Here is a 14,227-nt window from a genome sequence, read left to right on the forward strand (position 1 = left end):
AGAATTTAAAAAGGGGAACGTTTGCGTTCCCCTCTTCACATCTTTTTAAGAAACCATCTACTAGTCGGTATTTATTATGGATCGCAAATATTTAGCCAATGCCATTCGTGCGCTGAGCATGGACGGCGTACAACAAGCCAATTCAGGTCACCCGGGCGCACCTATGGGTATGGCAGACATCGCTGAGGTGTTGTGGCGCTCTCACCTCAACCACAACCCTTCAAACCCAGAGTGGGCTGACCGCGACCGTTTTGTGCTTTCAAACGGCCACGGCTCTATGCTGATTTACTCATTGTTGCACCTTAGCGGCTACGAGCTATCGATTGACGACCTGAAAAATTTCCGTCAACTGCACTCTAAAACGCCAGGCCACCCAGAGTATGGCTACGCACCGGGTATCGAGACCACTACAGGTCCACTTGGCCAAGGTATCACTAACGCAGTCGGTATGGCGCTAGCGGAAAAAACGCTCGCAGCGCAATTTAACAAACCGGGCCATGATATCGTTGACCACTTCACCTACGCATTCATGGGTGATGGCTGTCTGATGGAAGGTATCTCGCACGAAGCCTGTTCTTTAGCAGGTACGCTAGGCCTTGGCAAGCTGATCGCGTTCTGGGATGACAACGGCATCTCTATCGATGGTCACGTTGAAGGTTGGTTCTCTGACGATACGCCGAAGCGTTTTGAAGCGTACGGTTGGCACGTCATCCCAGCAGTAGACGGTCACGATCCAGAAGCGATCAACGCCGCCATCATTGCCGCTAAAGCGGACCCTCGCCCTACTCTAATCTGTACGAAAACCATCATCGGTTTTGGCTCGCCGAACAAGTCGGGTTCACACGACTGTCACGGTGCACCTCTCGGCGCTGAAGAAATTGCAGCGACACGTAAAGAACTAGGTTGGGAGCACGGTCCTTTTGACATTCCGCAAGATGTCTACGCGCAATGGGACGCGACAGAGACAGGCGCAGCTAAGGAAGCAGCGTGGAACGAGAAACTGGCAGATTATGAAGCAGCATATCCAGAGCTTGCAGCAGAATTCAAACGCCGCGTAAACGGTGAGCTACCTGCCGAGTGGGAAGAGAAAACCAGCGCCATCATCGCTGATCTTCAAGCGAACCCAGCCAACATCGCATCACGTAAAGCCTCTCAAAACGCGCTAGAAGCGTTCGGTGCGATGCTACCAGAATTCCTAGGTGGCTCGGCTGACCTTGCGCCTTCTAACCTCACCATGTGGTCTGGCTCTAAGTCTGTTTCTTCGGAAGATCCATCTGGTAACTACATCCACTACGGTGTACGTGAATTCGGTATGACAGCGATCATGAACGGTATCGCTCTGCACGGTGGTTTCGTACCATACGGCGCAACTTTCCTCATGTTCATGGAATACGCTCGTAACGCAATGCGCATGGCGGCTCTGATGAAAGTTCAGAACATCCAAGTGTACACACACGACTCTATCGGCCTTGGCGAAGATGGTCCGACTCACCAACCGGTTGAGCAAATGGCATCGCTACGTCTCACGCCAAACATGAGCACATGGCGCCCATGTGACCAAGTTGAATCTGCGGTAGCTTGGAAGCTAGCTATTGAGCGTAAAGACGGCCCAACGTCGCTCATCTTCTCTCGTCAGAACCTTGCACAGCAAGAGCGTAGCGAAGAGCAAGTCGCTAACATCGCTCGCGGTGGTTACATCCTGAAAGATTGTGAAGGCAAGCCAGAGCTTATCCTTATCGCAACAGGCTCTGAAGTTGAGCTCGCGGTTAACGCTGCGGCTGAGCTCACCAAGGAAGGGAAGAAAGTGCGTGTTGTTTCAATGCCATCAACCGATGCCTTTGACAAACAAGACGCTGCGTACCGTGAATCCGTACTGCCATCAGATGTGACCGCACGTATCGCCATCGAAGCAGGTATTGCTGATTTCTGGTACAAGTATGTGGGCTTCGGCGGCAAGATCATCGGTATGACCACCTTCGGTGAATCCGCACCTGCAGGCGAACTGTTCAAAATGTTCGGATTCACGACAGAAAACGTGGTGAAAACCGCGAAAACACTGATCGGTTAACGGACGGATTAGTTTGTGATATGCGATGCCCCGCTAGTGATAGCGGGGTATTTTAGTATTCGTGAGAAATTTTATCGAGGTAGAGCACCTTCAATAGGTCCAATTCAGGGAGATGACTTTTTGAGCGTTTCACCCGCAGCGAGACCAACCAACGATCACTGTTGATTCTCGAAACAAAAGAGTTGAGTTTGATCAGTTTCCCTTCATTAAGTTGCTCTTTCGCTACATGATCTGGCAAATAGGCGATCCCTAACCCCTGCACGCAGCTATTGAGCAAGCCATCGATACTTTCTATTTGAATATGACGTTTACAGTATTTAATTTCATCCAATAGAACTTCCGTTGTATTCATCGGCGTCAATAACGCTAAGGTTATCATTCGTTGTAACGTCAGTTCTTTGTCTTTAAACGCCCAAATAATGGGATTAATATACCAACTGGCGGATACTTCTGTAATGGGGTAATCACAGTAGAGGGTTGAATCAAACTCAAAAAAGGTGCCGATTACTGCATCCAAATCATCGCAAAACAATTTCTTTTGTAAGTCTAACGTGCTTTGCTGAACAATATTAACTTTGTTATCTTGATAAGTAGACATATATTCAATCAATGGATTTAACACCCATTCCGTTTGGATTTTTGGGTCCAATCCGATATTGATCATTGGCGCTTCTCGGCTAGAAACGTTACTCACCGACACTAAAAAGGCTTTGGATTGTTCTAATAGATCGCGAGAGAGGTGCAGCACATGCTTACCACTTTCTGTCAGAATCGGCAACTTCTTTGAGCGATCAAACAGTTGCACATTAAGGTCTATTTCAAGGTTTTGAATCGCTACACTAATCGTGGCTTGAGACTTTCCCAGTTTTTTTGCAGCGGCACTGAATGAACCGCTATCTGCGGCAGCAACAAACGCTTCAACCTGATCTAAATTTACTGACATCACTTTCCCCGGCAACAAGTGTATTACGTTGTGAACTTCTTTTTGTTTATATGGAATAGTCACCCATAAAAAACAAGCGCACAATAGTTTAGTGAAAATAATTTCATATAAACGATTGCTTTATTCCCATTTGTATTATTAGTGAGATTTAAGAACACAAAAAAATGCGTGGCAAAGCCACGCCAAATGGAAAAAAGACAGGTCATTACAACTGCCTATAAATGGAGAAGCTTAATTAGTGGTCACTAAATCAACGCGGCGATTCTTTGCTCGCGCTTCGGGTGTATCATTCGGAGTTAATGCTCTTTCAAAACCATAACTTACCGTGTTTAATTCTTCCTTGTTGTACCCTTTTTGAATTAAGTACGATGCGACCGTTTCGGCACGTGCGAGACCCAACGCATGGTTGTAACCTGCCGTACCGACATTATCAGTGTGTCCTTCGATGGACAGACGAGGCGCTGGCACTTTAAATTGCTGATACACCTGATCGAGCACCTGTTTCGATGCTTCGGTTAAAGTGGCTTTATCAAAATCAAAATAGACGATCGCAAACGGCGCGTCGCCCTCTTTTATTTGGCTGTCTGCGTATTCGTAGCACTCGCTGCGCACGAGCGTATTCGTCTTGCTGACGTCCATATGGATTGCCCCATCACTGGCGTGAGCAGCACTGACCAACTGGCCAGATCGGTGCATCACCCAAGCCTGGTGTGAGCTTTCTATCGTTTCAGTGACCATCACTTCGCGCTTCCCACAAGCGACCACTCGCGGCATCACCTCATTGTGATTGGCTTGCAGGTCCACCTGTGGCGGCTGGGCGGTTGGCGTTTGAACGCAGCCCACCACAAACAAGCTCGCAGTGCCTATCCCGTATATTTTGTTCATTCGTTAACCTCAGAAAATCGATAGTGAAGTTTAGTTTGCATCTTTTGCGCGCCGCCGGAGCCGGATTGCAACATCTCTAAAATTGCTTCAAGTAAGTCATCAGCATTATCGATATCAATAATGTTGTCTTCACCCACGCACTTCTTAAACGCTTTGTGGTTAGACGCTTTGAAATCGAGGCCGATTACCCCCATATAGGCCGGTGAATCCTCATCATGCGTAAAGTATTCGAGCATCTTTGAACACATCCCTTTGTCGACTAGCTGTTCTAGTGTGTCCTGCCAAGGGTTTTCTTGCCCATCGCTGATGATCAAAAACATCTTGATGCGTTTGTTGTAGCGCTCTTGATCCTCATCCTCCAATTGATCAAAATCTTTCGGCTTGCCGCGCATCATCATCTTGGTGCTGCCCAAAATGCCTTGGTAGGCGCTCGTCCAGCCGGCGGCGTGCATGGATTGCACTTTATCAATCTCACTCTGATTATCGGTCAGCTCGATACTCTCAAAATTGGCCCATTTACCCGCGCTATCGGTATTGAGACAAAGACCAATTTTATCACCAAATAAGTTCGCCGCTTGTGCTCTAAAATCTCCCGCGTAGGCATGTTTGTCTTCATCAAAGAGAGAGACTAAGGTTTTATCTAAATCGACCCAATGCAGCCTATCTGGCAATCCTTGATCAGCATCCAACCAATTGTTTCTCGTAATATAATGCGCCATTTTGGCGTGCGATTGCTGCGTACCCGATGGACAGTTCCTGCTGTTACTCGCACAACGGTTCGCTGTGGTCTGCGACTGCAACGCCCACGTCATCCAATCCACTTCCCCAAACGATGCATAACCTGAACCTGTTGGTGTCTTTTGGTTGTATTCCAGATACGTTTTGCAATAGAGCGTATTGTCGTGGCGCTCAATCGTACGCAGATTAAACGGAATAAAGCCAATTCTGTGGGTCATTTTGTCGCCATCATTGGTTGACAAAATTCCAGTGGAGATGTCTTTGATCGCCTTTTTTAGCGATTGAATCCGTCTATTCTCGTTCATCGATCCTGAGAAGTCGGAAATAAAAATCAGATCCGTCTCTTTACCGCCAAACAACTCAGGATAGTTGCGAGCTAACGCGGAGTTCCCCACTTTCTCGCGTTGATTAAAACTTGGTAGCCAATCACTGGCGTACCAGCTTTTATGGGTGGTTTGCACATCAACTCGATACTGGTCAAAAAATCCTTGTTCAGGGTTATCTTTAGACAGCTTGATGTCTAATAGAAAATCTTCATTACCAATCTCACTGTCTTGGACATACTCGCGGATATAATGCTTAGCAAACTCACTCAAGACTTTGTCGTTACTGCTTGGCGACGTGCCTCTCGCTTGTAGCGCTACGGCGAACGCCGCAGCCTCTGCCGCATCACCTAATCGGTTTTGCGTTTGAACGTATCGTATTCCTTCAATCGCTAAAAACGTCATACTCAACACTGGAATCAAGGCCAACCCTAAGTAGATACCTGCCGCACCGCGTTGTTTTGCTTTTGAACGGTAAGCACGTTTAACCTTCAGCATCAAAGAACCTCCCTGGTAGTATGGCAAATGAACGGAGGGTCAACTGGTCATACTCACCAAAGAAACGTGAAAACATCGATGTGGTTTGTATTGATATCGCGACACGATACGCGTAGAGCAGATCGTCATCATCTTTGTTGTGATCTTGTGGCACAAAACTTTTAAGATCTTCTGACCACTCATCTCCATCCCAGTCGCACTCTATCGCATCGCGACCGATTGGACGCTGACAATATATCCCCGAAAGCCCACTTGCCACCGCAACTTCAAACGAAATACCGTAATCCGATGACTGCGTAATTAAGCTGTCTGATTCCTTTAATAGCATCAAAGCCAATTGATCCAGCAGCTCATATTCCGATTCATCGTTTTCGTTCAACCAATACCAAGCGGTCCCTTCAAAAAATTTATCGCGCTCTTTAATCACATTGGTCAACGTGTAGGCAACCGTGTCCAAGCGTGATTGGCGAATCAACTGACCACTGAGATCGCTAACGCAGTAAAAAAAACCACACGCCAACACCAACACCAACGCCAGCTCCACAGAAAAATTGCCTGCTTGATGAACTTTATGTCTGCTAGTAAGTGCCATCTAATAGCCCCCAACCCTCATGTTCCTGCACTAAAAATGCCGAGCGTCTGATATCTATTGTCAGCCAATCACTCAAAAGGAAGAGTGGATGATAAGTTGCGCTAACCGTCACCTTGGCGAACGGAGCCCACGGGGTGACAGTTGGGTGATCGGCCAATACTGCCTCCAAGCTTTGATAAAACCGCATCTCACTACGTTCAATATCGATGTCATCGAGCATAAAACGCCACACTCGGTGCTTGTTGTTTAAAAACGCTTTGTACATAGAGTCATACTGAGAACCCAACTCATGTATTTCGCTGACTCGAGTATCTCTCGCCGCATCTCTTACCGCTGTTTCAACTAAGTTGATGCAGTAGAAATAGCGGCTTAGCTCAAAGCAGGCGAACACGAGCCAAAACAGCAAAAAGGCGCCAAAAGCGAACTCGATGGTAGCGATACCGCGTTGATGTTTGTGAGGGGAGCTATTGGTTTTCATCTATCCCCTCTTCTTTGTCATCACTGGAGTCAACCATTAACTCAGGCGCAGGCTCTATGGCGCTCACAGGCTTTTCATCACTCACATAGAGCGTTGTTCCGAGCAAGTGATGCGCCTCATCGTGCTGACCAAGCTTCAAATAGGTCATCGCTAAATTGACCTTAATTTTATCTTCCGCTGGATACTCTCGGTGCAGCTGTTCAAAGCGCTGATACGCATTCAGGTAATCCCCTTCAAGCAAGTAAGTGAGGGCAAGGTTGTTTTTCACGACTTTCTCGTCGTAGCCTTTTAGACGAGCTTGATTAAACGCCTTACGCGCCGCCCCGTACTGCTCAGTTAAGCTGTATGCCATACCCAGTAGCACATCGGCATCCGCCGCTTGATAGCCCATCATTTTTGCCTGCTGAGCCGTTTGGATTGTTGCTGGGTAGCGCTCTTGTTTTGCTGCAATTTTTGCCCGTAAGAACCATAATGACGCGGGTTGATCCTCTGAGTTCAATAGCTGATCAGCGTAAAAACTCGCCGATTCCAAATCGTCAATTTCGTAATAATAGCCCGCTAGCTTATTCATGATCGCAGGGTCGCCTGGGCTCGCAGTCAATTCACGTTTGGACTTTTCAATCAAGCCTGCATAGTTACCCGCATTGAGGTAGTTCTGCTCTTCATTGACCAAAGGCTCGGTGGTCACACACCCAGCCAATGTCAGTAACGCCGATATCGTTAACCAGGCTCTCATTAGTACATTCCTTTTAGCAGCATCATAAAACCAGGTGCCAAAATCAGCACAACAATAGGAAACATAATCAATAGAATCAGTGGGATACTCATCTTGGCCGCGAGCTTACCAATCTTCTCTTCCACCGTGAGCAACTGATGCTTGCGCATATCTTCCGAGAGTTCGGATAGTACCTGTGCGATCGAGGTACCAAACTGAATATTCTGGATAAGCATCATGGTAAAACTGCGTACTTCGTTAGTGGGTATCCGCTCTCCAAGCTCATAGAGCGCTTTGGCTAATCCTTTCACTTTGGCGGCATCTGACGTGACTTTTATGTGGTAACACAAGTCTTTATCAAAGCCTTTTAGCTCAACGGACAAATACGCTAACGACGCTTCAATCGTCATGCCGGTTTGGACACAAATCGCCATCATGTCGAGCATATAGGGCAACTGGCGAGAGCAGCGCGCAATGATCGCTTTTTTCCGCAGTGACAAATAGGCATCTGGCCCCACTATGATCACAATCAGTGCCACCAAACCCACACTGGCGCAAACGATGAGAGACCAGCCTGACCACATTAACGCGATACTGACTGCAACCAACGCCAGAACCTTGCCCGCAAGATAGAAACGCGCGAGGTGAACGTTATAAATACCCGCTTCAATGAATTTGTCTTCTAGATCTTGCTTCTCCTTATCAGCAAATAGAGCATGAAAACGTTCAACAAGGCTGGGGTTGTTTTGTGGCAAAAACATTTCAATTCGGCGCTTCTTGGCCAATTGAAAGTAGACTGCACTCAAAATTAACGTGAGTAACACGGCAAGTACCAATAGGAATAAAAGCTCCACCTTTACCTCACGCTGCGTATCAGTAACCAAATAATAAACATCCCAATCGCCTCACTAATCAAAACGTAATAGAGGATGTAACGCCCACTCTCATCGGTGAGCACAAAATCAATGTTTTTGGGGTTGATGTAGCTCAGTAGCAGCATAAAAAGGAATGGTAACGATCCAACGATCTTGGCTGACAGCCGCGCTTCCGACGTCATCGCCCCCTTCTTTTTCTCCATGGTGCGCGCGTCCACCAAAACGCGAATCAACTTTGCCATCACACTTTTGAGCTGCCCACCCCGAGAAATATTGGCGCGAACCGTGACGGTAAAGAATAGAAACACAGGGTAAGGAAAATACTTATTCGCCCGAGCAAAAACCTGCTCAACGGGCTCTCCCAGTTTGAGTCGCTCCCCCATATCACGAAACTGATAGCCGATGGAGTTATCAAGCGCTTTACCCACATGAATGATAGATTGGGTAACACTCTCGCCCGCAGTGATAGAGCTCATCATAATATTGAGTGCATCAGGAAAAAGCTGCTCGAACTCTGAGCGGCGCTTTGAACGAGACCAAAACACCATGTAGACAAAACCCAATGCCGGTAGCGCAAATACAATCCAAGGCGAACTCAACTCAAGCAACCTCTGCAAATAGAGTGATACCGAGAGCAGCCCCACAACGATCAGACTGGTGTACAACACGTATCGTTGACCAAACTGGCTTTGTAGCGCAATTCGGCTTTGCGAGACAAAGTCTTGCCAACCACTGCGATTGAGAAGAGCCAGATTCACAGCGGTTGACTCTTCGTTTTCTTTCGTCAACTGTTCAGTTAAGTAGTTTTGTTTGAGTTTCTTACTCTCAATGCGCATCAATACGGCAGCGACGGCAACCAGAACCAAGGCGAGTATCACATACACCATCTATCGCCCCCGAAACGCACTCATGAGTTCATCATACAGGCCAAAATAGTTCGCGCGTTTGACCAGTTCCGAGCGCTGCATAATGCCATTGGTGACAAATTTTCCTTGAACACGCTCAGCATCATATTGCTCTTCGGCAAACTGGTAACTAAAGATCTCTTCAAGCACCACGTTGTCGCCTTCCATTCCAACTACCTCGCTCAAACTGGTCACCTTACGCGAGCCGTCGCGCAGACGATTCACCTGAACGATGAGATGAACCGCACTAACAATATTCCGGCGGATCGCATCAATTGGCTGGTTGAGCCCAGCCATCATCACCATAGACTCAACGCGAGCGATAGCATCTCGGGGAGTATTGGCATGCAATGTTGACATCGAACCATCATGGCCCGTGTTCATCGCTTGCAGCATCTCAAACGCTTCTTCTCCACGGCACTCACCAAGAATGACCCTATCTGGGCGCATACGTAGCGAGTTAATGATCAAGTCACGTTGGCTGATTTTCCCGGTATTTTCGATACTCGCGGCGCGTGTCTCTAAGCGAATTACATGGGGCTGTTGAAGCTGAAGTTCCGCCGCATCTTCAATGGTGATAATGCGTTCATCTTCACCAATAAAATTAGACATCACGTTGAGAAGCGTGGTTTTACCCGAACCAGTCCCCCCAGAAATAAGGATATTGAGACGACAACGAGCAGCGATCATCAGCACCTTCGCCAAATCGTAAGAGACACTGTCATACTCCACTAAGTCTTCGAGTAAAATACGTTGCTTACGGAACTTACGGATGGAAATGGACGAGCCATCTAACGCAATAGGTGGAATAATAATATTGACTCGGCTACCGTCTTCTAGGCGGGCATCGACCAGCGGACTCGACTCATCGACCCTTCTCCCAACACGACTCGCAATACGTTTCGCAATCTCAAGCAATTGCGACTCATTGACAAAAGTAATGTCCGACTTGTGGATTTTCCCTTTACGCTCAAAGTAGATTTGGTTTGGCCCGTTCACCATAATGTCCGTAATCGAGTCATCTTCAATCAATGATTGAATTGGCCCAAGCCCAGTGATCTCATCAAACAGGCCTTTAATAATTTGAGCACGTACGGTTGTTGTGACTGGGCGTGAGTGATTGTCAGCCAAGGCATTAACAGCGTTGCTTAACTGAGTTCGCAAGCCTTCTTTGTCCATGGAGGCAATCATTTGTGCATCCATAACTTCAAAGATTTGGTGGCGAAAATTCAGGTAAATATCTTTATTGATGTTCATCGGCTAAAAGCTGCTTTCATGCGTTGAGAAAACGAACGACGTGAGGACTTGGTCTCGCCTTGAATTAAGGTTGCAATTGAAATGATCGATTCACTGCGGCGCTTCTCTGTGGCCAGCACTTGACCGGTTAAAATCGACTGCACTTGCTTTTTGTCAAACGGCTTGTAGAGATCGACCTTACGTGAGAGGTAGTGCTCCACCTCTTTGCGCGAAAGCGCAAAAGCACCTTCAGGCTTGTGGCAATTAGTCACGATCACTATGCGTTTTTCGGCCATGTTGCTTTCATTGTGTTCCGCAATCGCATCGATGATGCGTTTTGCACTGCGCACCGAAGCGATACTCGGATCCAGTACCACCACGAAGATGTCTTGATTGCGCATCAGATCCGTCAGTTTATAGTCCACCCCATTGCCCGCCGAATAGTCCTCGACAATAAAATTTCCGCGCCGCGTCAACAAATCGCACACCGATGTGGTGATGTCGTAGTTCGCCTGTATAGTTGATTGGCCTTCCAAAGCGAGCACAGACAGGTGATCGTCAATTTTGGTCAAGTAGTTTTCCGCACTCTCCTGATCAAGGTCGAACATGTGACCACTGAGTTCATCATTGTCGCGCTTTTGGTACTGTTTCAGGCCAAGAAAAATATCGATGTTGGTATGGCGATAGTGGTGATCGACCAAAATGCATTGGCTGCCTTTTTCTGCTAACACTTTGCTGATAAAGGTCGACACATAACTGGTCCCCACACCGCCCTTTGCGCCAATCACTGCGACACGTTTGGCGCGGCGGTTTTCACTCACACCGAAAAACTTCTCTTGGCTGGCTGATACATGGCGGATAAATTGTGTGAACTCGCCACGGTTGATCGGCCAAAACACATAGTAAAAGCCCATCTCTTTTAAACCACGTAAAGTCGTGATGGAGTTTTCCGTGCCAATGACGATAACACCCTTCTGGTTGGGCACTTTGGTTGCAAACCGTTTCGCGTCTTCTATCACATCCGCCGACTGGGTTAGCTCAAGAATCACAATGTCACTGAGCTGCTTTGCGTCCAACTTTTGTGAGGCTGACAATCGCATGCTGATCGGTTCATTCCACCCTTCAAACACAAAACAGCTCTCAACCGTTTTACGGCACGCCTCATCTTGATAAAACAGATGAGACGAACGTGGGCCTTGTTTTTTTACTTTTTGCTCAGCGGTTTTCGTTACAGCTTTGGCGAGATCAAACATCAAAATACCTCTTTAGCAGCTGGGGTTAATGCATCCAGATGACGAGTCTGGATTACACGACTGTTTTCCACAAAGCAGCCAGAAATGCGCGCCGTTTGCTTGAAACCGTACGCCGGACATTCAGGCAGATACAGCGTTTGCGTCACAACCGTCAGCGTCACTTTGCCCTGAAAACTTGCACGTTCTTCCAGTTGCGCTGTGGCCTGGTAGTGCTCAAGCGCTTCTTGAGCACTGCGTGCCGCGCTTGCTAGCTCCTTACCATAGACAACGTGCCATGTGACGGCGGTGCGCGATGTGGTCGGCGCTTGCTGGTAATACCGCTCTATCAGTTGTTCTAGTTCGCGTGCTACCTGACTGTTGTTCTCTTTAGCAGAGCTTGTGGTTGAGCGCGCTTGCACAGTCATGGTCTGGGTTTGAGTGCTGAGCGCCGCTTCACTGCCTGTGATTGGCTGAGCGCGATCGGCACAACCAGTCACCGCTGCCATCACCAATAAGGTTAAGATGACTTTCATCAGTAAAAGCCTCCTTGATTAAGTAGCTTGATCGAACGCTCTTGCTCTGGGCTACTGGCGCTCGGTGGCAAATTAAATAAGCGATGCAACGTGCTTGAAGGCTCAATACGTGGCAAGACCACCTCATAAGGCGACGTCGGCTTGACAAGGTTCACTGTCGCCACGATGACTAATTCGGTATTTTTTCGTGTCGTACTGGCATTACGAAACGCTGCGCCTAACACAGGAATATCACCCAACATAGGGATCTTGCTGACTTGCTCAAAATCGTCCGAACTCATCAATCCACCCAAGATAAAGCTGTCACCATCGCCCAGTTCAATCGTCGTCATCGCACGGCGTTGGCTCAATTGCGGTGCGACAATGCCATTGGTACGGATAATGCTGTCTATCGCGCTCACTTCAGGTGCCAACTGCAAGCGGATGTTGTCACTGTCTTGTACTTTGGCGGAAAGCTCTAACTTAACACCATACTCTTTAAAGCTGATGTTGGTACTGCCATCAGTAGAGGAAATGACCGGGAACTCACCGCCTACCAAAAAGCTCGCCGACTCGCCCGACATCACGGTGAGATTAGGCTCCGCGAGCACCTGAGCAATGTTGTCATCGCCCATCGCATTGATGATGGTGGTCAGTTTGTCTGCTTTAAAATCTTGGATAACAAACTCACCGAAACCGGCTCCAAATGAAGACCAGTTAACCCCTAACGACTCTTGGAACCCTTGGGTAACTTGCGCCACTGAGATTTTGACGTTGATCTGAGATGGCTGACGCATGACCAACTGCTCAATGATCCCTTCATATCGGTAGTTGCGATAAAAATTGACCCAAGATTGCTCGTCCAGATTGCTGTCGGGTAGCTCAGTTTCGCTGGTGTTCACAAAGCGCGGCACCGCTTGACGACCAAGCAAATCGGCGACTAAGCGATAGATGCCATCGCGCTCTTTCTCTGAACTCACTTCCCCTTCCACAATCACTTTGTCACCATGTGAGGTCACTTTGATCGCTAAGTGTGGGTAGCGTTTTCTCAGTTGCGCTCGCACTATATCTAAGCCAACATCAACACGAACCATCGCATTTAAGATGGTTTTCCCCTGCTTGTCGTAGGCAATAAAACGGCTTTGACCCACCTGTTTGCCGTAAAAGATGATCGACTTATTGCCGCTGATCGAATAATCCGCGATGTCAGGGTTTGTGATAAATACCGTACCTAACTCACGTTCTACTTTAACATGGCTGGCATCATCGACCGCCACATAGTAGTCGGCGTTTGCGAGAGAACTCCATAGAGACGCACTGGCAACGGCGGCACAACATAAAGCTGCGTTAAGCACCGCTGTGCGTATTATCGTATTCAACATTAGTACACTTCCCCACGTTGACTGCCCTGGCTACCGCGAATTTCGATCACACCGGTATAGTTATCGATGATGTCACTGACGTAGGTCGTCGGTGCGAGCTTCGCCTCGTGGCTTTTATAGACTTCGAGATACATGGTGCGCTGCGCCAAGGTCACTTTGGGGATCATCTCAGGGTCCACTTCCACAATAATAGTGACTCGACTGTCATTGGTTTGATCTTGGCGTGCTGAGAGTTTGCTGTCGCTCTTCTTGACTTTCTTGTCTTGCCCAACCGATAACACGCGAATTTTTTCCAGCAGCATTTGCGCTTTTACCCCATCAAATCGGCTGACTTGGCGAGTATCCGCTAAGTTGGCATTGGGCGAACTCACCGCCAGCACATCAATCGAATCCCCAGCACGAATAAACCCTTCAATCAGGTTGGCCGATGAAATGGTTAGTGGATACAACGCCTTGCCTGGAGTGATTAAAAACTCGATATAGTCGTCATCACCGACCTGCGCTAAGTCTTCTTCAAATAGGTAACTGCCTTCGGCCTTTGTATTGCGTAAAATGGTGGTCGTGGTCAGCTTGGGTAAAATGTCACCATTAATACCCTGTTTACGGGCATCCGATTCGGTCAACACGACACGCGATAAGGTCACATCTTTGGTGTATTCACCGCGCAAGCTTGGGCGCGTTACTTGCCATACGGTAAACTGCTGCTCGGCAGGCGGTACTTGAGGGGCCTCGACCACGACAGGCGCCGGGCGCATAAAATCCACTGCGCCCAGCACCATTAATATTGCCGCGCAAAAGATCAGCGCCACAATCAGTTTGGAATTCAACATGATGAGTGTTCTTCG

14 protein-coding genes are annotated in these 14,227 nt (G+C 47.9%); 1 reads left to right on the plus strand and 13 read right to left on the minus strand.

All coding sequences use genetic code 11. The annotated features are described in order from the left end of the window. Positions 1-76: 76 nt before the first annotated feature. Positions 77-2,068, plus strand: a complete 1,992-nt coding sequence (tkt, locus tag AC6R10_RS16045) for a transketolase (RefSeq protein ID WP_500672863.1) — start codon at positions 77-79, stop codon at positions 2,066-2,068. A 52-nt stretch (positions 2,069-2,120) separates the two neighbouring features. Here tkt and AC6R10_RS16050 read toward each other — a convergent pair whose 3' ends face one another. The 13 genes from AC6R10_RS16050 to AC6R10_RS16110 all read right to left on the minus strand — a co-directional run bounded on the left by AC6R10_RS16050 (position 2,121) and on the right by AC6R10_RS16110 (position 14,212). Further along, positions 2,121-3,011, minus strand: coding sequence for a LysR family transcriptional regulator (locus AC6R10_RS16050; RefSeq protein ID WP_500672864.1), 891 nt, complete (start codon positions 3,009-3,011; stop codon positions 2,121-2,123). A 231-nt stretch (positions 3,012-3,242) separates the two neighbouring features. Then, a complete protein-coding gene (locus AC6R10_RS16055) occupies positions 3,243-3,896 on the minus strand; it encodes an OmpA family protein (protein ID WP_500672865.1) in 654 nt (217 codons plus the stop codon). Next, positions 3,893-5,455 carry a hypothetical protein gene (locus tag AC6R10_RS16060; protein WP_500672866.1) on the minus strand — a complete coding sequence of 521 codons (1,563 nt, stop codon included), beginning with the start codon at positions 5,453-5,455 and terminating at the stop codon, positions 3,893-3,895. Before AC6R10_RS16060 ends, AC6R10_RS16055 begins: the two co-directional genes overlap by 4 nt. Next, positions 5,442-6,047, minus strand: a complete 606-nt coding sequence (gene tadF / locus AC6R10_RS16065; RefSeq protein WP_500672867.1) for a tight adherence pilus pseudopilin TadF — start codon at positions 6,045-6,047, stop codon at positions 5,442-5,444. The genes AC6R10_RS16060 and tadF overlap by 14 nt, the downstream gene beginning before the upstream one ends. After that, positions 6,034-6,525, minus strand: a complete 492-nt coding sequence (locus AC6R10_RS16070) for a TadE/TadG family type IV pilus assembly protein (RefSeq protein WP_500672868.1) — start codon at positions 6,523-6,525, stop codon at positions 6,034-6,036. Before AC6R10_RS16070 ends, tadF begins: the two co-directional genes overlap by 14 nt. Beyond that, positions 6,512-7,261, minus strand: coding sequence for a tetratricopeptide repeat protein (locus AC6R10_RS16075; protein WP_500672869.1), 750 nt, complete (start codon positions 7,259-7,261; stop codon positions 6,512-6,514). The genes AC6R10_RS16070 and AC6R10_RS16075 overlap by 14 nt, the downstream gene beginning before the upstream one ends. Continuing rightward, positions 7,261-8,064 carry a type II secretion system F family protein gene (locus tag AC6R10_RS16080; protein WP_500672870.1) on the minus strand — a complete coding sequence of 268 codons (804 nt, stop codon included), beginning with the start codon at positions 8,062-8,064 and terminating at the stop codon, positions 7,261-7,263. Before AC6R10_RS16080 ends, AC6R10_RS16075 begins: the two co-directional genes overlap by 1 nt. Before the next feature lie 32 nt (positions 8,065-8,096). After that, positions 8,097-9,002, minus strand: a complete 906-nt coding sequence (locus tag AC6R10_RS16085; protein ID WP_500672871.1) for a type II secretion system F family protein — start codon at positions 9,000-9,002, stop codon at positions 8,097-8,099. Further along, positions 9,003-10,277 (minus strand): TadA family conjugal transfer-associated ATPase, encoded by a 1,275-nt coding sequence (locus tag AC6R10_RS16090; RefSeq protein ID WP_500672872.1) that lies wholly within the window; start codon positions 10,275-10,277, stop codon positions 9,003-9,005. It lies immediately after the preceding gene. Further along, positions 10,274-11,509, minus strand: a complete 1,236-nt coding sequence (locus tag AC6R10_RS16095; RefSeq protein ID WP_500672873.1) for a CpaE/TadZ family protein — start codon at positions 11,507-11,509, stop codon at positions 10,274-10,276. Before AC6R10_RS16095 ends, AC6R10_RS16090 begins: the two co-directional genes overlap by 4 nt. Next, positions 11,509-12,021: a hypothetical protein gene (locus AC6R10_RS16100; protein ID WP_500672874.1), complete on the minus strand. Its 513-nt coding sequence runs from the start codon at positions 12,019-12,021 to the stop codon at positions 11,509-11,511. Before AC6R10_RS16100 ends, AC6R10_RS16095 begins: the two co-directional genes overlap by 1 nt. Next, on the minus strand, positions 12,021-13,382 hold the full coding sequence (locus AC6R10_RS16105; RefSeq protein WP_500672875.1) for a type II and III secretion system protein family protein: 1,362 nt from the start codon (positions 13,380-13,382) through the stop codon (positions 12,021-12,023). The genes AC6R10_RS16100 and AC6R10_RS16105 overlap by 1 nt, the downstream gene beginning before the upstream one ends. Further along, on the minus strand, positions 13,382-14,212 hold the full coding sequence (locus tag AC6R10_RS16110) for an RcpC/CpaB family pilus assembly protein (protein ID WP_500672876.1): 831 nt from the start codon (positions 14,210-14,212) through the stop codon (positions 13,382-13,384). The genes AC6R10_RS16105 and AC6R10_RS16110 overlap by 1 nt, the downstream gene beginning before the upstream one ends. Between the last annotated feature and the right edge of the window lie 15 nt (positions 14,213-14,227).

Source organism: Vibrio sp. R12-SG2-ISO1 (assembly GCF_059834045.1).